The sequence below is a fragment of the Corallococcus sp. CA053C genome, assembly GCF_003611675.1.
Lineage (GTDB): Bacteria > Myxococcota > Myxococcia > Myxococcales > Myxococcaceae > Corallococcus.
Window position 1 is genome coordinate 1 of the sequence record NZ_RAWA01000197.1, and the last position, 17,442, is coordinate 17,442.

Consider the following 17,442-nt stretch of genomic DNA (forward strand, 5'->3'; position numbering starts at 1 on the left):
GGGCCGGGCACGTCCAGGGGCGGCGTGGCCCACGGATGGAGGGGCCATGAGAGCACCCAATGGGCGCCATCACCCCACTCGCGCCGGAGGTCCGGGACGAGCGGCTCCAGGAAGCACAGCGTGTAGAGACACAGCGTGCGCTTCCAGGAGACCAGGGCCGGGGCGCGCTCGTCGTCCAGCGCCTCGGCTTCGGCTCCGGCTGGCGGCGCGGCCAGGAAGCACAGCAGGCTTCCGGCCGCGACCGCGTGCTTCACGTCACTTGCCCTGGAACGCGGCGGGACGCTTGGCGAGGAACGCGGCCATGCCCTCGCGCTGATCCTCGGAACCGAAGAGGACCGCGAAGCCCTGGCGCTCCAGCTCGTTGGCGGAGCGGAGGTCCTGATCCGCGCCGTACTCCACCACGCGCTTGGCCTGGGCCACTGCGAGCGGGCCGTTCTTGAGGATCTTCGCGGCCACCGCGCGGCAGTGATCCATCAGCTGATCCGCGGGCACCACGTCCAGCACCAGGCCGATCTCCTTGGCCCGGGCCGCGTCGATGCGGTCCGCGGTGAAGAGCAGCTCCTTCGCGCGCGCACGGCCCACGAGCCGGGTGAGGCGCTGCGTGCCGCCGAAGCCCGGGATGACGCCCAGGGTGACTTCCGGCAGGCCCAGCTTCGCCTTCTCCGACGCGTAGATGAGGTCGCAGCCCAGCGCCAGCTCCAGGCCGCCGCCCAACGCGAAGCCGTTCACCGCGGCGATGGTGGGGATGGGCAGGTTCTCCAGCGACTGGAAGACGTGGTGTCCCAGCGCGGAGAACTCGCGGGCCTGGGCGGCGGTGATGGTGACCATCTCCGCGATGTCCGCGCCGGCGACGAACGCCTTGTCCCCGCCGCCCGTGACGATGAGGGCGCGCGTGTCCTCCTTCAGCGAGCGGAGCGCGTGGTCCATCTCATGGAAGGTGGCGCTGTTGAGCGCGTTGAGCGCCTTGGGGCGGTCCACCGTGAGGATGGCGATGGCGCCGTCCTTCGCGAGCTTGATGTTCTGGTAGTCCATGTGCGTCGAGGCTCCTGTTTGGGCTTAGTACTTGTAGAAGCCGCGGCCGCTCTTCTTGCCGTACCAGCCGGCGTCCACGTACTGACGCAGCAGCGGGCACGGGCGGTACTTGGAGTCACCCAGGCCCTTGTGCAGGACCTCGGCGATGTAGAGCACCGTGTCCAGGCCGATGAAGTCCGCGAGTTGCAGCGGGCCCATGGGCTGGTTGGTGCCCAGCTTCATCGCGGTGTCGATGTCCTCCGCGGTGCCCAGGCCCTCCATCAGCGCGAAGCAGGCCTCGTTGAGCATCGGGATGAGGATGCGGTTGACGATGAAGCCCGGGTAGTCCTTGGACACCACCGTCGTCTTGCCCATGCGCTCGGCCATGGCGCGGATGGTGGCGTACGTCTCGTCGCTGGTGGCGGCGCCGCGGATCAGCTCCACGAGCTGCATCACCGGCACGGGGTTCATGAAGTGCATCCCGATGACGGACTCGGGGCGCTTCGTCGCCGCGGCGATGCGGGTGATGGGGATGGACGACGTGTTGGTGGCGAGGATGCCGCCGGGCCGGACGACCTCGTCCAGCTCCAGGAAGATGCGGCGCTTGAGCTCCTCGTTCTCCGTCACCGCTTCAATCGCGACGTCCACGTCCTTCGCGTCGCGCGCGCTGGTGAAGGTGGCGAGGTTGGCTTCCGCGGCCTGCTGCTTCGCCGCGTCCAGCTTGCCCTTCTCCACCAGCTTCTTGAGGCCCGCCTTGATGCGGTCCGCGCCCTTCGCGAGGCCGTCCTTGTTGACGTCCACCAGCGACACGCGCAGGCCCGCCTGGAGCGCCACCTGCGCGATGCCCGCGCCCATCTGCCCTGCACCGACGACGACGATGTGTTCCGTTGCCATGGCGACTTCTCCTGTGCCGGCGGCCATAACGCACGCCCCCAGGAGGGTCAACGACTGCTGGCGGGCAGGCGCAGCTGGCGGACGATGGCCTCACCCTCGCCCACCGACACCCGCTCCTCCAGGCGCACCCGCTGTTCACGGCCCTGCACCTTCAGGAACACGAGCGTGCGGAAGGTGCCCTCCGGCAGGGGCATCTTGAACGTCACCTCCGGGGGCGGACCGTTCGCGAAGAAGCGCTCCTCGCGCTTGAGGATGTGCTCCTCGTCGTCCAGGACCTGGAGGTCCATCGCGCGCACGTCGCTCCAGCCCGCGCCGTCCAACTGGAGGATGAGCTGACGCTCGGGCACGTCCGTCGCCTTCCACAGCCACAGACCCACCGCGACGATGGCGATGAGCGCCAGGCGCTTGGGCAATGGGTGCGTGCGCCAGGACTCGCGCGGCTTCGGGGCCGGCGGCGGTGGCGCTGGCGGTTGTTCGGTGACTTCCGCCACGCCGTCAGTCCCGCTTCGTGCGCTTGGAGGCGGGACGGCGCGCGTTCAGTTCGGTGATGGTCACCCGCGCGGAAGGAGGCGGCTCCGCGGCCTTCTTCCCCTTCGCGTGGGGCGGCTCCGCTGGCGGCGGGGCTGCCTCTTCCTTCTCCGCCTTCTCCGACGGCACCAGGCGGATCTGCGCCTTCACCTCCACCGTCATGCCGGAGAGCAGCTTGAGGAACTCGTCGCGCAGCTTCTCCGACTGCATGAAGCGGCGCATCTCCTCCGTGACGACGCGGGAGATGTCGTCCTTCGTCTTCTCCGCCTGGGAGAGGATGAAGCCCAGGGCTTCCTTGGGCAGCTTGAGCTGCCCCGCGAGCGAGCGGATGCCCTCCTCCGTCATGAAGACCGCGCCCATGCCGGCCACCGCCATGCGCCGCACGAAGTCCGGCACGAAGCCTCCCGTGCGGCTCTCGCGGCCGGGATGCTGGTCCTCCGACTCATCGAACAGCGGATCAGGAGGGAAGTCGTCGTTGCCGGTCGGGGCCATGCGGTCTCCTTACGGGTTGGACGCTACCGGGCCTGCATCACCGGCAGCGGCACGCTCTTCATCGTCTGCGCGGACACGCGTCCGGCCACATTCCGGGCGATCTCCTGGAAGGCCTTCGCCTCCGGGCTGTCCTTGGACCCCACCACCACGGGCACGCCCAAGTCTCCGGACTCGCGCACCTTCAGGTCCAGGGGGATCTCCCCGAGGAATGGGATGCCGAACATCTCCGCCGCCTTGCGCCCGCCGCCGTGGTTGAAGATGTGGGTGGCCTTGGAGCAGTGCGGGCAGATGAACTGGCTCATGTTCTCCACGATGCCGAGCACCGGGATGTGAACCTTGTCGAACATCTGCTTGGCGCGCACCACGTCCGCCAGCGCCACGTCCTGCGGCGTCGTCACCAGCACCGCGCCCGCCGCGCGCACCGACTGCGACAGCGTCAGCGCCACGTCGCCCGTGCCCGGGGGCAGGTCCAGGATGAGGTAGTCCAGCTCGCCCCAGTTCACGTCACGCACCAGCTGCATCAGCGCGCCGTGCAGCATGGGGCCGCGCCAGATGAGCGCCTGATCCGCCTCCACCAGGAAGCCGATGGACATGACCTTCAGGCCATGGGCGATGAGCGGATCCAACGTCTTGCCGTTGGGGCTCACCGGGCGCTTGTCCGCCAGGCCCGTCATCAGCGGCACCGAGGGGCCGTAGAAGTCCGCGTCCAGCAGGCCCACCTTGGCGCCGTGCTGCGCGAGCGACGCGGCCAGGTTCACCGCCACCGTGCTCTTGCCCACGCCGCCCTTGCCGGCGCCCACGAGCAGGATGTTCTTCACGCCCGGCAAGAGCGCCGTGCCGCCACCGGAGCCGCCAGCGACGCCGCGCACCTGGGCGCCCCACTCGATGTCGAAGGTCTTCAGGCCCGGCACGGCCTTGAGCGCGGCTTCCGCGTCCGCCTGGATCTTCCCCTTCATGGGACACGCGGGCGTGGTCAGCTCGATCTTCAGCTTCACCGTGTCACCCGTGACACGGACGTCCTTCACCATCCCGGCCTTCACGAGGTCGATGTGCAGCTCGGGATCGATCACCTTCGACATGGCCGTCATCACATCGGCCTGGGAAACGCTCATCGGGACACCTGAAGCCTTTTGAAAACGGGCGTTTGCACGCTTGAAGGGGGGCGGAGATTGCCAGCACTCCGGGGGCTGTCAACGTCGTTTAACGCGAGGGGCCGGAGGGTGCATCGGCCATCACCACGTCTGGGGGCTCGCTGCTTCTGGGCCTCATTCGATGGCCGCCACCCGGTACTCCCCGTCCTCGAGCACCAGCCGCACGGCGCGCTCCTCTCCCAGGGGGAACAGGGCCTCGCCCGCCGCCACGCGCACGTGCGTGTTGAGGGACAGGCGCGCGCGGCGCAGGCGCTCCTTGGCCAGGGGTTCGCGCTCGAAGTCCTCGCGAAGGCGCTCCGGGGTGTAGCGGGCCCTGAGGGGCGAGGCGAGCAGGCCCCAGGCGCCCTTCCAGTCGCGCGACTCCACCTCGTCGAGGAACTTCCGGAGCGCCGCCCGGGGCACGTCCGCGGGGCGGGACTCCACCACGCGCCAGTCCTCACCCTGGCGGGCGAGCGTCACGGACGGGGCCCGGGCCTCCAGCACGCTGGTGCCGGTGCGCACGGCGGCGGCGCGCTCGCGGCGGGCCTTCTCGTCGGAGAACTCGTCCAGGAAGGCGACCTCGCCCTCTGGCCCTCCGGTCGTCAGGCGGTAGGCGTCCGACAGCCGGTTCTCCTCCAGCGCCCTCGCGTAGGCCTCCGCGACGGATGCGGGCTCACGCGACGCGGTGGCGCAGGCGGCGCCGAGGAGCAGGAGGCTGAAGGGTGCGAGGCGCGGCATCACTGGCGCGGCAGGGTAGACCCCGTGCCCTGGGGGAGCAATCTCCGGGTGTCCGCGTGCGTCGCGATGACACCCTGCCCTCCCCTGCACGGTGGCTCGGGTGGGAGGCTAGTGGTGGCGCAGGAGCTGGACGAACCAGCGCACCAGGTCCGCCAGCTCGAGGCCGTCGTCCACGTCCAGGTTCGGCAGGCCCCCCGAACTCTGGTGCTTGGGCAGGCTCGCGCCCGACACGGCGCCCTTCGGGTGGTGATTGCCGCAGTAGAGGTCGCCGTTCCAGGCCCAGGCGTGGGACACCGGGAGCTGGAGCCCGCATTGGACGCAGGCCAGCGGCGAGCGCAGGCCGTAGCCGCCCGACGGTGAATGGGACGGCGGCAGCGGGGCCGTGGCGCCCGGGGCCTTCCAGGGGTCGGCGCCGCCATCCGTCGCGGGGGCGACCTCCCATTCCTGCGAGGCTTTGGACGGCGGGGGCGGCGCCGTCACGGTGGCGTGCTCGAGCGCCTCGAACTTGCCCGCGTCCAGCCACGTGCCCCCGCACTGCGTGCACAGGTCCACCGTGCACACGCGCGCGGACACCAGCGCCAGCCGCGCACCACAGCCCGGGCACCCCAGGGGCTCACTGCGACAGGTGGCGCAGTGGGCCAGGGCGCGGGGCACCAGGTGGCCCCCCTTGCGGCAGCGCGACGGGGCCTGCTTCGCCGCGGCCTGAAGAGGCTTGAGCGAGGGGCGGTCCGGAAAGCGCTCCAGCTCTCCCCGGTCGAAATACAGGCCGTGGCAGCGCGGACAGAGGTCCACCTCCACGTCCGAGGCCTGGACGGCGTTCAACGGCTGGCTGGGGCACACCGGGCAGGAGCGGGCCATGCGCCCATGCTAGTCGATGGCGCCCGGAGTCCCGAAGCCCTCCAGGCTCCACGCCGTCGGGCAGAACGCGTACGACGTCGGATGGGCCGCCGCCGCGAGCAGCTTCAGCAGCGACAGCCGTGAGCGCGTCGCCCGGGCGTAGCGGTGCAGCTCGAAGTCCTCCGAGGTGACTCGCGCCTCGTCCATCGCGTGGCGGCAGACCTCCTCGAAGCCGCCGATGCGGTCCACCAGCCCCACGTCCTTCGCGCGCAGCCCCGAGTAGACGCGGCCCTCCGCGAGCTGGTGGATCTCCTCCTTCGTCCGGCCGCGCGCCTGCGCCACCAGCTCCAGGAACGTCTGGTAGCCCTCCTCCACCTCGCGCTCCAGGGCAGCGCGCTCGTGCGGCGTGAAGCCCCGCGACCCGGATCCGAACGCCGCGTTCTCACCCCGCGTCACCGTGGTGTGGCGCACGCCCAGCTTCTCCAGCAGGTCGCCGTACTCGAACTTGCCCTGGAAGATGCCGATGGAGCCCACCACGGCGTGCGGCGCGGACCAGATCTCCTTCGCGCCGATGGCCGCCATGTACCCGCCGCTCGCGCAGACCTGATCCACGTAGGCGATGACGGGCTTCTGCTTCGCCACCCGCTTCACCGCCTCCAGCACCTGCTCCGACGCGAGCGCCGAGCCGCCCGGGCTGCTCACCGCGAGCACCACCGCCTTCGCCCTCGGGTCGCGCGCCGCCTGCCGCAGCGCCTTCACCACCGTGTCCGCCGCCGCGAACCGGCCCGCGCCGCCGCTGCCCGGGATGATGATGCCCGCCACGTCCACCACCGCCAGCCGGGGCTTGCGCCGCAGCTTGCGCCAGCGCACCGGCGGGAAGGCCTGCGTCGCCAGGTACGCCGCGAAGGTCGGCACCGGGGCCTCCTCGTCCTTCTTCACCTCCAGGCCCAGGTGTGCGCGCAGGTCCGCCTCGTGCACCAGCCCGTCCACCAGCCCCGCCTCCAGCGCCCGCTTCGCGCTGTAGGGCCCCGCGTCGATGAGCGCCCGCGCTTCCTCCGGCGTCCGGCCCCGATCCCGGGAGAGGGCGTCCACGAGGACGGCGTAGCGCTCGTCCAGGAACGTCTCCAGCGTTTGACGCTGCACGTCGGACACCGTGCCGTCCGTGAAGAGCTCCGGCGCCGTCTTGTAGTCACCGCGCCGGGCGAAGTGCGCGTGGATGCCCACCCGTCCGAAGGCCTCGCCCAGGACGGTGGCCTCCGCGGCGAAGCCCACCAGGTCCACGCGGCCCATGGGGGCGAGCAGCACCTCGTCCGCCGTGCCGAGGACAGGGTATGCGGACGTGTCCACCATCACCGACCAGGACACCACCCGCTTGCCGGCGGCCTGGAAGTCCGTGATCAGCCCCAGCAGGGCCTCCCGCCGGGCGTCCGCCAGGGACAGGTCCTCCACTTCCAGGAGGATGCCCTCCAGCTTGGGGTCCGCGGCCAGGAGCCGCAGTGCCCGGCCGAAGTCCTCCAGCGACGTCACCGTGGCGGGCTCCACCGGGGGGCCGCCCAGGCGGAAGCGGGGCCCCGGGCGCGGTCGGTACGGCAGGTTCCCCGAGAGCCGGAACCGCACCCACGCGGGCCTTTGACGCACCGCCATCAGACGAAAGGGCAGGCCCAGGAGCAGGCGCAACCCGATCAACAGGTTGGCCAGGAGGACGAAGGGAAGCCGGAGCATGCGGCGCGGGTAACGTCCCGGGGTGTGTGAAGCAACCCCTGTTCATCGTGAAGGGCGGCTCTGTTAGGCTCACGGGCCATGTCCCCTCCCTCCCTCTCCCGGCTTGTTCTCGTCCTCGCCCTCGTCTGGGGCGGTGCTGTCCTGGCCCAGCCTCCGCGCCGCCAGCCCCAGGACTTCCAGAGCCGCAAGGAGCTGACCCAGGAAGAGAAGGACGCCGCCAAGGCGCGCGCCATGGGCAACAACCTCAACGGTTACGGCAAGGACGTGCAGATCAAGGAGACGCCCATCCCGTGGATGGCCATTGGCCTCGTGGGCATCGTCTTCCTGGTGGCCACGCCCTTCGCCATCCGCGCCTACCGCGGCACCGTGAAGGAGATGTCCTCCAGCAACACCTTCGGCATCCACGAGCGCCCCGGCGAGGACGAAGCCTAGCGGCTCCCCTCGCGGTGCCTCACGCCGGACGGACCTCCACCGCTCCGTTCGGCTCCACGCGGATCCTCACTGGCAGGAACCGCTGCAGCACCTCCGCCTGGGTGATCAGGTCCCCGGTGACGCTCGCGGCGGTGAAGCGCGTGGTGCCCGGCGTGACGGGCCCCAGCCTCCCGGACGCGAGCAGCGCCGCCGGCAGGAGCAGCTGCTCCGCCAGGTGCTCATCCAGCGCCCCACCCGTCTCCATGAACCGGGCCAGCGCCTCCGCCGCCTCGCGGCCCACGGCCTCCGCGTCGTGGCCCCGGTCCCCCAGCGACGTGAAGGCCGCGACGGTGTGCTCGAACTGCGCCAGCACGAACGTCACCGTGCCCTGCGAGCGCGTCACCGGCAGCGGCCGGTTGTCGGCCTCCGCCAGGATGCCCCGCTCGCGCAGCGCGGCCACCGCGGCGCGCGACTGACGCTCCGCCACCGCGAAGGGTAGCCCGCCCACGAAGGACATCACCCGCACCTCGCGCAGCACACCCCGCGCGGGAAGGTCCACGCGCAGCGGCGGCTCCACGGGCGCGCCCACCTCCGCGGTGAATTCGCCCGCGCCCTCCGGATAGAAGCCCGCGTGCGCCAGCGACAGCTGCACGGGCAGCCCGTACGCGCGCGCCACCGGCAGCCACGCCCCCGTGAGCACGTGGAAGCTGGGGCTGTGCGGCAGGTGCGTGGCCCCTCGCAGCGTGAGCCGTCCGCCGCCGGCCAGCGCCAGCGGGTACACGAGGCACTGGAAGAGCAGCGGCGTGCTGCCCGCGGTGCCGACCTCCAGGAGGTAGTCCCCCGCGCGCACCGGGCCCGGGCGGAAGTGGAACCCGGCCGCGCCCACGACGGCGCCCTCGCTGGTGCTGCTGCTCAGGGCCTCCGCGCCGCGCACGTACGCCAGATGCTGGGGCCGCAGGCCCGGGGGCTCCCGGTGCTCGCGCAGGCGGGTGAGCTGGAAGGGGCGGCCGGTGATGAGCGACAGGCTCAGCGCCGAGCGGAGGATGTGGCCTCCCCCGTCCCCCATGCTGCCGTCGAGCTGCACCAGCCCATCGTCGGTCCGGTCCTGACCGGTCATGTCCCTCCCGTCGGCGGCTGAAGCGCGGTGAAGCGGCGGGCTGCGCGCGCGCGTGACGGCGCGGCAGCCTAGCAGCCTCGCGTGGCGGACTGGTGACTAGTCGTCCAGCGCCGGGAGCACGGAGACCTTCAGTGCGCTGGGATTCGCCGCCGAGTGGTGGACCCGGTGCATGGCGCGCACGAAGTCGGACTCCTTCGCGTCGTAGATGCTGGGCACGAAGGTCTGCGGGTTCCGGTCGATGAACGGGAACCAGCTGGACTGCACCTGCACCATCAGCCGGTGGCCGCGCTTGAAGGTGTGGAACACGTCGTTGATGACGAAGCGCACCTTCGTCACCTCGTTGGGCGTGAAGGGCTTGGGCTGCACGTAGCCGTCGCGGAAGCGGCCCCGGAACGGCTCACCGCGCACCAGTGTCTGCTGGCTGCCCCGGTTGCGCTCGCCGGCCTCGTCCTGATCCTTCTTCCAGCCGGGCAGCTTGCCCGGGTTCACGTCCACCAGCTTCACCACCCAGTCCGCGTCGCTGCCGGTGGTGGACACCCACAGCTCCGCCTCCATGGGGCCGGCGAGGGTGAGGTCCTTCTCCAGCGGCGCCGTCTGGTAGACGACCACGTCCGGCCGGCGCGACGTGAAGCGCTGGTCCTCCGTCATGTAGTTCCTCGACCAGCCGGGGCTCAGGTCCTGCGTGTAGGGCACGGGCTTGGACGGGTCGCTCACGTACTCGTCGAACGACGCTGTCTTCGCCGTGGGCGCCTGGAACGTGAGCGCGCCCTGGGGCTGGAAGAACAGCCGCGTCTCCTTCACGCCCTTGGGAGGCCACGCGTCCAGGCGGCGCCAGCGGTTGGCGCCGCCCTCGAAGACGAGCGCCTCCGGGACGGCCGGGGCCGCCGCGCCCTTGAGGTGGTGCTGGAAGAAGGCGAGCACCAGGTCCTGGTAGGTGTCCGTGGTGGTGAAGCCGAACTCCGCGTCGCCCAGGGAAGTGCCTTCGTGCATCCAGCCGCCGTGGAACCAGGGGCCCATCACCAGCGTGTTGGCGATGCCGGGGTTCTGCTTCTCGATGGCGGCGTAGGTGCGCAGCGGGCCGTAGAGGTCCTCGGTGTCGTACCAGCCGCCCACCACCAGCACCGCGGCCTTGATGTTCCTCAGGTGCGGCAACAGGTTCCGCGTCTGCCAGAAGGCGTCGTAGTTGGGGTGCGCGGTGATGTCCTTCCAGAAGCCCACGTCGCCTTTGAAGTGCTTCGCGTCCGCGTTGCCCAGCGGGCCCAGGTTCAAGAAGAACTCGTAGGCGTCCGGCGTGCCGAACTCGAAGTTCTTCCACTCCGCGTCGTCGGTGAGCGCGGGGCGCGGCTTGCCGAAGGCGGCGAAGAAGCTGAAGGCGAGCTGCAGGTTGAAGGCGCCATGCCGGTGCATGTCGTCCCAGAACCAGTCCGCGATGGGCGCCTGCGGCGACACCGCCTTGAGCGCGGGGTGCGAGTCGATGGCGCCCGCGGACGTGTAGAAGCCCGGATAGGAGATGCCCCACATCCCCACGCGGCCGTTGTTGTTCGGCACGCGCTTCACCAGCCAGTCGAGGGTGTCGTAGGTGTCGCTGCTCTCGTCCACCTCCTTGCCGCGCTTGGTGTCGCGGTGGGGGCGCATGTTGATGAACTCGCCTTCGGACATGAACCGGCCGCGCACGTCCTGGAAGGCGAAGATGAAGCCGTCCTTCTCGAAGGCCAGGGGGCCCAGGCTCTGGGGGTAGCGGTCCACGCCGTAGGGGGCCACCGAGTACGGCGTGCGCATCAGCAGCACGGGGTAGCGCTTCGTGGGGCTGGCGTCGTTGGGGACGTAGAAGGACGTGAAGAGCTTCACGCCGTCGCGCATGGGGATGCGCACGTCGAACTTCGTGTAGTGCGACCGGAGGTACGCGGCGCGCTCGGGGGTCAGCTCATACTGAGACGGCGGCTTCGGAGGCGGCGCGGGTGGCGCCTGCGCTCCGGCGACACCGGACAGCGAGAAGAACGCGAGTGCGGCCAGGACGCGGTGATGGATGGGCATGTCCCCCCTCTGGGTGGGTCGGAGGGGAGACACAGTACTACCGCCCGGAGGACGTCAGGTCAGTAGTTCACGTTCGACGCGAACTGGAAGCCGGAGTTCGTCGCGTGGGTGATGTCCGTGCGGAAGGTGAAGTTGGAGGCGCTGCGCGAGGCCCAGCGGTAGCCGCCCTGCGGCACCGACCAGATGCCCTGCCCGGCGATCTCCATCACCACGCTGCCGCTGAACGGGCACACCGCGGAGTAGTGGTAGTCCGCGCCGTTGATCTGCACCCAGGCGCCGCCCCACCAGTTGGTCAGGCACATCTGGTAGTCGTAGCCGCTGAGGCAGAAGTTGTCCTGGAACCAGCTCAGGTCGCACGGACCCGCCGAGGCGTGCACGCCGCCCGGCTGGGGCGCGGCGGCCTGCGTGGGCACGCCCTCCACGGGGCCCTGGGCCTGGAGTGGCACGGAAGGCGCCTTGGCGCGGGCGGCCTCCAGCCGGGCCTGCGCGGCGGCGAGCGCGGCCGGGACGTCACGGCCACCGGTCAGCTCGCGGTACGCCTCCACCGGCGCCAGCGAGGCGACGGACGCCGCGGGCGGGTTGGGATACTGGCCCGCCTCCGTGACGATGACCTCGCCCGGCTGCATCTCATAGAACTCCACGACGTTGCCGTTCGTCAGGCGCACGCTCGTGAGCAGGCCCTTCGTCTCCGTGGCGGCCGGCGTCTCGGTCTCGGCCCGCGTCGGGGACTCGAGCGCTTCGCCGCCGCAGCCGACGCCCAGGAACAACGCCGCGCCAAACAGTGCCTTCTTCATGATGACTTCCCCCTCACGGCGGCGACGTGCGCCGCCCGTGGTGATGGTGGATGGTGGTGGATGGGATGCGAGACGTCCGACGGGTGACCGGACTTCGCGACTCCGGAGCTGGAGCCTGGGAGCTGCTGGCTTCCGCCCCGGAATCGCTCCGGGACCCTGAGCACGGCGCGTGCCAGGGGCGGTGCCCGCGGCGGGCGGCCACCATCGTGCAAGGTTGGCACGAAGGGGGGCCCGGACGGTCGTGCGGACCTTGCACGCACGGCAAGGCTTGCTCAGTCCCGCGGATCCGGACGCGGGCCTCCCGAATTTCGCGCGCCTCCGGAGTACCCCTTCTGGCGAGAACGATTGCGGCGGATCCGCATGCACGCGGGAGGCGAAGTCATGTCGACACGAAAGAAGACGTGGGCGCGGTGGTTCCTGGGCGCGGTGGTGTTGGGGGGCCTGGGCGCGGGGGCGGAACCTCCGCCGACGAACAGCGCGCAGGGCACGCGGCTGCATGGCTCGGAGCGCTTCGAGTCCATCAACATCCCGCTGGCCTCGGTGGAGTCCCCTCCTCCCGCCGGGATGAAGTGCACCACGTCCAAGGCGGGGATGGTGGGCGGGCGCCTGGTGGTGGCCCAGCACTGCACCACGGGCACGCCGCCGGCTCCGGTGCTGCGGTTCCTGGACGGACCCGGGCTCGTGAAGACGACCTTCCGCGCGCCGTTCGAGGGCCGCTCGGTGAAGCTCGTCATCGAGGAGGCGCGCTGTCACGAGGACATCACGGCGCCCACGTCCGCGTGTACGCCGGAGCTGCTCCAGTCGGGCGCGGCGCACTGGGAGTTCCGCGTGACGGCGTCCACGGATGACTCGAACGCCGTGCCCCTGTGTCCGCTGGGCAGCGGGTTCGCGCTCGCGGTGCCGCACGCGTGGTCCGCCGGGGGCGAGCTGACGCCGAACCCGGACTACTTCACGTTCGCGTGCGCGCCGAAGAACGAGGGCACCGCGAGCCAGCCGTTCTTCGTGGGCGGCGGCGTCATCGCCAAGTGCATCGACTGGGGCTATCCGCCCTGGGCGGGGGCCTACCCGGAGGCCACCGCGCGCGACTACCACCAGCTCTGCACGCGCATGGCGATGGCGGACTATTGCGGCGAGGGGCGCAGCAACACGCTGGATGGGACGCCGCTGGTCTTCATGGGCGTCCAGAACGCCCTGGCGCGAGGGACGGAGGGCCACGTGCCGACGACCCAGGGGCGGGAGGGCTACGCGCTGGAGGCTGTATGGGAGATGAGCGACTGCGGTGAGGTCCAGCCGCTGTGCCTGGGCAAGAAGCGCTGGGACAGCCTGTCGATGGAGGCCACGTGCGTGAACCGCGCGCTCACCCCGGCCGTCCGGAGGCTGCCGTGTGAGAGCCTCAACCTGTCGAACATGGGCGACAGGACGCTGCTCGTGTCCTATTCGCTCTTCATCGATCACGCGCTGGTGACGTTCCAGCGCGGGGAGACGGGCTTCGTGACGACCACCGCGGTGTCGCTGAAGATGGCGTACACCGCGGGGGGCCTGGACGTATCCGGGTACAGCGTGGACCTGGATGGCGACGGGCTGGCGGATGAGCCGGCCTCGTTCGTCTCGCTGCGCATGGAGGGGCCCCTGCTCTCCGCGCAGCTGCCCGCGTCCCTCCAGGCGCGCATGGGGAACTTCATCAAGCCGCTGTACCGGTGTGCGACCAGCAGCGGGCGGTTCCTGCTCACGGACTCCTCCGCGTGCGACGGCGTCCCCGGCTACTACCTCAAGGCGTTGAACGGAGACCGGGGCATCGAGGGCTACCTGTACAGCGCCGTCGACAGCACCAGCGCCGGACAGCGGCGTCCGCTGACGCTGTGGAGGCACCCGACGGCGCTCGGCTACGCCACGTCGACGGAGGCCCCGCCCGGGTTCGTCTTCGTGCGGGAGCTGGGTTACCTGCCCGCGGTGGGCCAGCTTCCCGGGCGCGATCTCGAAAGCGCGGCCGTCATGGAGGGGAAGCGCACACGCGCATTCCAATGAACGGGAAGCGCGTGCGCGGCTCGCCGTCGCCGTGGTTGAGGACGCGGGCGGTGAGCGCGTCCTGGTAGAACGACCCGCCGCCGTACGCGGGCGTTCCGGCGGTGTCCGTCACCAGCCACTCCCAGACGTTGCCGGACAGATCCGCCACGCCGAAGGGGCTGTCGGACGCGGGATGTGAGCCCACCGCGTCCGGCCCGAAGGCGCGCGGCTTGCGGCCATAGGTGGCGTCGAAGTTGGCGTCATCTGGCGCGAGCGTGGGGCCGTGCGGGTAGTCGCGTCCGTCCGCGCCCCGGGCGGCGCGCTCCCACTCGCGTTCGGTGCACAGGCGCGCGCGGGGGACGCGGCCCGTGGCGTCCAGCCAGGCGACGTACGCGCGGGCATCCTCCCAGGAGATGCCGGACACGGGGAAGCGGCGCCAGTCCTGTTCGGCGCGCAGCTCGCGGTCGTGGTAGCGCAGCGGCTCCCCTTCCTTCGCGCGGTAGGCGACGCCTTCGTGTTCCAGGTGGAAGGTCCAGGTGCCGTCCGCGTTCGGGAGCAGCTCGATGGTGCCGAAGTAGTTGGTGCCCCGGGGCCTGCGCGCGGCGCGCTCCGATGCGGGCAGTGCGCGCAGCCACGTGAGCCAGTCCGCGCAGGTGACCTCGTGACGGGCGATGAGGAAGGCGCCGGTGGTGAGCGGGTGCAGCGGACGCGTGCGCACGACGGTGCGGCGGATGGTCTCGTCGTCGCCGCTGCCGTAGAGGAAGCGGCCCGGGGGCACGTAGACGTAGCCGTCCGGGACGTGCTCGGGGAGGACCACCCTGGCCTGGAAGACGCCGCCGCGTCCGAGCAGCACGGGGTAGCGCACGGGAGGCCGGTCCGGCCGCGTGAACGTGAGCAGGTAGGAGCCGGGCCGCAGCGTGACGCCCGAGGTGAGGGGCGTCGTGCCGAGCTTCCACGGCGTCGGGCCTTCGACCTGGACGACGGCGCCGGGAGGATCGCTGTCCAGGTCCATCCGCACGGGCTCGGTGAGTCGGCGGCTCGTGCGGGCGCCCGGATCCACCTCCTCCAGGCGCTGCATCAGGGCCGTGCGGACTTCGGGTTTGCGGTCGCGCTCCGCGATGAGGATGCGCTGGAAGAGGACCTCCGCGAGGCGCTGATCCAGCGGGGCATCGCGACCGGCGCCCACGCGCGCCCGGGAGGCTTCGAGGAGGGTGGTGGCCTCCTCGTAGCGCCGGGCCTGCTTCGCGCCCAGGGACAGCGCGCGGGCCCAGACGTCCTCGGCGAGGGGGACACGGTCCGTGTCGAACGCGGTGAAGGCCTCCGCGCGGAGCGCTTCGATCTGCGTGTCCAGGGTCCGGCACTCGTCGAAGATGGGAGCCACGGAGGCCAGGGCCTGCTCCGCGTCCAGGCGCCGGGAACGTTCGCCCCGCCAGTTGCCTCCGAGGAAGATGGCGGCCGCCAGCAGTGGGAGCGCCACCACGCGGGTGATCCGCACCCACCGGGGACGGGGCGGCGTGGAGGGGGTGAGGTCCTGACCGCCAGAACCGGCGCGGCGCGCGGAGATCGACTCCAGCGCTTCGCGCAGGGCGTCCGCGGAGTCGAAGCGCGCGGACGGATCATGCGTGAGACACCGTGCGAGGACCGCGGCGAAGGCGGGATCGATCCGTGGCACGGCTCCGTCCAGGGGCGCGAAGATCCGTGCCTTGAGCGGGTCCTCCGCGAGCGGACCGGACGTGGCACCGCCACAGAGTTCGTAGAGGAGCACGCCCAGCGAGAAGAGATCACTGCGGGCCGTGGCCGGTTCGCCCCGCCACACCTCGGGCGCCATGTAGAGCGGGGTCCCGATGCGGCCCGTGGAGATCAGGTCGGAGGGATGGACCGGGAGGTCTTGCGGACGTGGATCCACGGTCGCGCTCCGCTGTGATCCGCTCGCGCCGCCCGATGCCGGATGATCCGTGGTCGCGCTCCACCGCGACGCCCCCACCCCGCCGGTCCCCGGCACATCCACCGTCGCCGCGCCCTCGAGCACCATCGGGGCGTCCGGGACGAGGACGGGCCCGACGGGCGCCATCGCCACGTCGAGCAGCTTCGCCACGCCGAAGTCGAGCAGCTTCACCTGACCGTCCTCGGTCAGCAGCGCGTTCGCGGGCTTGAGGTCCCGGTGCAGCACCCCCTGCCGATGCGCCGCCGCGAGCCCCCGCGCCAGGCCGATTCCAATCTCCAGCACGCGCTCCCACGGCACCGGCCGCGCCAGCCGGTCCAGGCTGTCCCCGCGCAGGAACTCCGAGACGAGATACGGCCGGTTGCCCACTTCGCCCACGCGGTGGATGCCCACCACGTTCGGATGCTGCACGCGGGCGATGGCGCGCGCCTCGGTGCGGAAGCGCTCGCGCTGGACCTCATCGGGCGCGACGCCGGTGATGAACTTCACCGCCACCAGCCGGTCCAGCACCGTGTCGTGCGCGAGGTACACCTCGCCCATCGCGCCCCGGCCCAGCGGCTGCACCAGCCGGTACTCCCCGAACGTCGCGGGGGGCTGCCACGGTGAGGGGCCCGCGCTCGTCATTCCACCGCCGGGCCCCGTCCTCGCGAGGCGATGCGGTGCTGCTTCAGCTTGAACGCGAACGTGCGCAGCGGCATGCCGATGAGCTGCGCCGCGCGCGTCTGCACCCCGCCCGTCGCCTCCAGCGCCTCCACCATCCGCTGCCGCTCCAGCACCCGCAGCTCCTCGGCCAGGTTCCGGAACGCGCGCGGCGCCGTGTCCCCCTCCCGCGTGGCCTCCGGCTCCAGCGGCGCCTCCCCCGACCACAGGGACGCCGGCAGGTGCGACGGCTCCACCACCGGCCCCGGTGACGTGGCCGCGGCGTACTCCAGCACGTTCTTCAGCTCGCGCACGTTCCCCGGCCACGCATGCGCGTTGAGCACGCCCATGGTCGCGGCGGACAGGTGCAGCGGCGGGCGCCCCGTCCTCGCGCAGGCCTCCTCCAGGAAGGCCCGCGCCAGCAGGGGCAGCTCGCGCGGCCGATCTCTCAGGGGCGGCAGCACCACCACCGCCGCGGACAGGCGGAAGAACAGGTCCTGCCGGAAGCGCCCGGCCTTCACCTCGTCCGCCAGCACGCGGTGCGTGGCCGCCACCACGCGCAGATCCACGGGCCGCTCGCGCGAGTCCCCAAGCCGGATGATGACCTGCTGATCCAACGCGCGCAGCAGCTTCGCCTGGACGGCCAGCGACAGCTCCGCCACCTCGTCCAGGAACAGCGTCCCGCCGCTGGCCCGCTCCAGCAGCCCCTCGCGCGCCCGGTCCGCGCCGGAGAAGGCGCCCCGCTCGTGGCCGAACAGCTCCGCCTCCACCAGGCTCTCCGGAAGCGCCGCGCAGTTGAGCGCCACGAACGGCTGCGCCGCGCGCCGCGACCAGTGGTGCACCGCCCACGCCGCGTTCTCCTTGCCCGCGCCCGTCTCCCCGTGGATCAGCACCGGCAACGGGCTCGCCGCCAACCGGCGCAGCAGCTCGAACAGCCGCACCAGCGCCGTGTCCGCCACCACCACCGAACGCTCGCCCAGCGCCAGCCGGTACAGCAACGGACCGCTGACGCGCGTCTCGCCGGGCGCCGCCGCCAGGGCCGCCGCCCTCGCCGCGCCCAGCAGCGCATCCCCCTGCATCCCGTCCCCCGGCGCCGTGGCCAGCCCCGCGCGCACGAGCCCGGCCAGGGGCGTCAGCACCGACACGAGG

15 protein-coding genes and 1 pseudogene are annotated in these 17,442 nt (G+C 71.6%); 2 read left to right on the top strand and 14 right to left on the bottom strand.

Features of this window, described 5'->3' with window-relative positions; genetic code table 11:
• The 9 genes and pseudogenes from D7V97_RS24255 to sppA form a co-directional block, all read right to left on the bottom strand.
• Positions 1-254: pseudogene (locus D7V97_RS24255) on the bottom strand (hypothetical protein); the annotation flags it as partial.
• Position 255: 1 nt separating this feature from the next.
• On the bottom strand, positions 256-1,032 hold the full coding sequence (locus D7V97_RS24260; RefSeq protein WP_120613017.1) for an enoyl-CoA hydratase-related protein: 777 nt from the start codon (positions 1,030-1,032) through the stop codon (positions 256-258).
• Between the two features lie 24 nt (positions 1,033-1,056).
• Positions 1,057-1,905, bottom strand: a complete 849-nt coding sequence (locus D7V97_RS24265; RefSeq protein WP_120613018.1) for a 3-hydroxyacyl-CoA dehydrogenase family protein — start codon at positions 1,903-1,905, stop codon at positions 1,057-1,059.
• A 47-nt stretch (positions 1,906-1,952) separates the two neighbouring features.
• Positions 1,953-2,396, bottom strand: coding sequence for a hypothetical protein (locus tag D7V97_RS24270; protein ID WP_199728919.1), 444 nt, complete (start codon positions 2,394-2,396; stop codon positions 1,953-1,955).
• Positions 2,397-2,400: 4 nt separating this feature from the next.
• Complete coding sequence (locus tag D7V97_RS24275; protein ID WP_120613020.1) at positions 2,401-2,925, bottom strand: hypothetical protein; 525 nt, start codon at positions 2,923-2,925, stop codon at positions 2,401-2,403.
• Positions 2,926-2,948: 23 nt separating this feature from the next.
• Positions 2,949-4,037: an iron-sulfur cluster carrier protein ApbC gene (apbC, locus tag D7V97_RS24280; RefSeq protein ID WP_120613021.1), complete on the bottom strand. Its 1,089-nt coding sequence runs from the start codon at positions 4,035-4,037 to the stop codon at positions 2,949-2,951.
• Between the two features lie 153 nt (positions 4,038-4,190).
• A complete protein-coding gene (locus D7V97_RS24285) occupies positions 4,191-4,793 on the bottom strand; it encodes a hypothetical protein (protein ID WP_120613022.1) in 603 nt (200 codons plus the stop codon).
• 108 nt (positions 4,794-4,901) lie between these two features.
• A complete protein-coding gene (locus D7V97_RS24290) occupies positions 4,902-5,651 on the bottom strand; it encodes a zf-TFIIB domain-containing protein (RefSeq protein WP_120613023.1) in 750 nt (249 codons plus the stop codon).
• A gap of 9 nt (positions 5,652-5,660) precedes the next feature.
• Positions 5,661-7,352 (bottom strand): signal peptide peptidase SppA, encoded by a 1,692-nt coding sequence (sppA, locus tag D7V97_RS24295; protein ID WP_120613024.1) that lies wholly within the window; start codon positions 7,350-7,352, stop codon positions 5,661-5,663.
• 78 nt (positions 7,353-7,430) lie between these two features.
• On the opposite strand from sppA, the gene D7V97_RS24300 reads away from it, so the two are divergent.
• A complete protein-coding gene (locus D7V97_RS24300) occupies positions 7,431-7,784 on the top strand; it encodes a hypothetical protein (RefSeq protein ID WP_120613025.1) in 354 nt (117 codons plus the stop codon).
• A gap of 19 nt (positions 7,785-7,803) precedes the next feature.
• Here D7V97_RS24300 and rtcA read toward each other — a convergent pair whose 3' ends face one another.
• The 3 genes from rtcA to D7V97_RS24315 form a co-directional block, all read right to left on the bottom strand.
• Positions 7,804-8,880 (bottom strand): RNA 3'-terminal phosphate cyclase, encoded by a 1,077-nt coding sequence (gene rtcA / locus D7V97_RS24305; RefSeq protein WP_120613026.1) that lies wholly within the window; start codon positions 8,878-8,880, stop codon positions 7,804-7,806.
• Between the two features lie 96 nt (positions 8,881-8,976).
• A complete protein-coding gene (locus D7V97_RS24310) occupies positions 8,977-10,914 on the bottom strand; it encodes a CocE/NonD family hydrolase (protein WP_120613027.1) in 1,938 nt (645 codons plus the stop codon).
• A gap of 59 nt (positions 10,915-10,973) precedes the next feature.
• On the bottom strand, positions 10,974-11,708 hold the full coding sequence (locus D7V97_RS24315) for a hypothetical protein (protein ID WP_120613028.1): 735 nt from the start codon (positions 11,706-11,708) through the stop codon (positions 10,974-10,976).
• A 381-nt stretch (positions 11,709-12,089) separates the two neighbouring features.
• On the opposite strand from D7V97_RS24315, the gene D7V97_RS24320 reads away from it, so the two are divergent.
• On the top strand, positions 12,090-13,733 hold the full coding sequence (locus D7V97_RS24320; protein ID WP_120613029.1) for an ADYC domain-containing protein: 1,644 nt from the start codon (positions 12,090-12,092) through the stop codon (positions 13,731-13,733).
• On the opposite strand, the gene D7V97_RS24325 is transcribed toward D7V97_RS24320, so the two are convergent.
• Positions 13,699-16,278: a bifunctional serine/threonine-protein kinase/formylglycine-generating enzyme family protein gene (locus tag D7V97_RS24325; RefSeq protein ID WP_120613030.1), complete on the bottom strand. Its 2,580-nt coding sequence runs from the start codon at positions 16,276-16,278 to the stop codon at positions 13,699-13,701. The genes D7V97_RS24320 and D7V97_RS24325 overlap by 35 nt on opposite strands.
• The coding region (locus D7V97_RS24330) for a sigma-54-dependent Fis family transcriptional regulator (protein ID WP_147444962.1) at positions 16,275-17,442 on the bottom strand (1,168 nt) is incomplete at its 5' end. The genes D7V97_RS24325 and D7V97_RS24330, both read right to left, overlap by 4 nt.

What these genes read in the sequence shown, in the direction of transcription:
- D7V97_RS24260 (WP_120613017.1), bottom strand. Translation starts at nt 1,032, where the DNA reads ATGGACTACCAGAACATCAAGCTCGCGAAGGACGGCGCCATCGCCATC.
- D7V97_RS24265 (WP_120613018.1), bottom strand. Translation starts at nt 1,905, where the DNA reads ATGGCAACGGAACACATCGTCGTCGTCGGTGCAGGGCAGATGGGCGCG.
- D7V97_RS24275 (WP_120613020.1), bottom strand. Translation starts at nt 2,925, where the DNA reads ATGGCCCCGACCGGCAACGACGACTTCCCTCCTGATCCGCTGTTCGAT.
- apbC (WP_120613021.1), bottom strand. Translation starts at nt 4,037, where the DNA reads ATGAGCGTTTCCCAGGCCGATGTGATGACGGCCATGTCGAAGGTGATC.
- D7V97_RS24285 (WP_120613022.1), bottom strand. Translation starts at nt 4,793, where the DNA reads ATGCCGCGCCTCGCACCCTTCAGCCTCCTGCTCCTCGGCGCCGCCTGC.
- D7V97_RS24290 (WP_120613023.1), bottom strand. Translation starts at nt 5,651, where the DNA reads ATGGCCCGCTCCTGCCCGGTGTGCCCCAGCCAGCCGTTGAACGCCGTC.
- sppA (WP_120613024.1), bottom strand. Translation starts at nt 7,352, where the DNA reads ATGCTCCGGCTTCCCTTCGTCCTCCTGGCCAACCTGTTGATCGGGTTG.
- D7V97_RS24300 (WP_120613025.1), top strand. Translation starts at nt 7,431, where the DNA reads ATGTCCCCTCCCTCCCTCTCCCGGCTTGTTCTCGTCCTCGCCCTCGTC.
- rtcA (WP_120613026.1), bottom strand. Translation starts at nt 8,880, where the DNA reads ATGACCGGTCAGGACCGGACCGACGATGGGCTGGTGCAGCTCGACGGC.
- D7V97_RS24310 (WP_120613027.1), bottom strand. Translation starts at nt 10,914, where the DNA reads ATGCCCATCCATCACCGCGTCCTGGCCGCACTCGCGTTCTTCTCGCTG.
- D7V97_RS24315 (WP_120613028.1), bottom strand. Translation starts at nt 11,708, where the DNA reads ATGAAGAAGGCACTGTTTGGCGCGGCGTTGTTCCTGGGCGTCGGCTGC.
- D7V97_RS24320 (WP_120613029.1), top strand. Translation starts at nt 12,090, where the DNA reads ATGTCGACACGAAAGAAGACGTGGGCGCGGTGGTTCCTGGGCGCGGTG.
- D7V97_RS24325 (WP_120613030.1), bottom strand. Translation starts at nt 16,278, where the DNA reads ATGACGAGCGCGGGCCCCTCACCGTGGCAGCCCCCCGCGACGTTCGGG.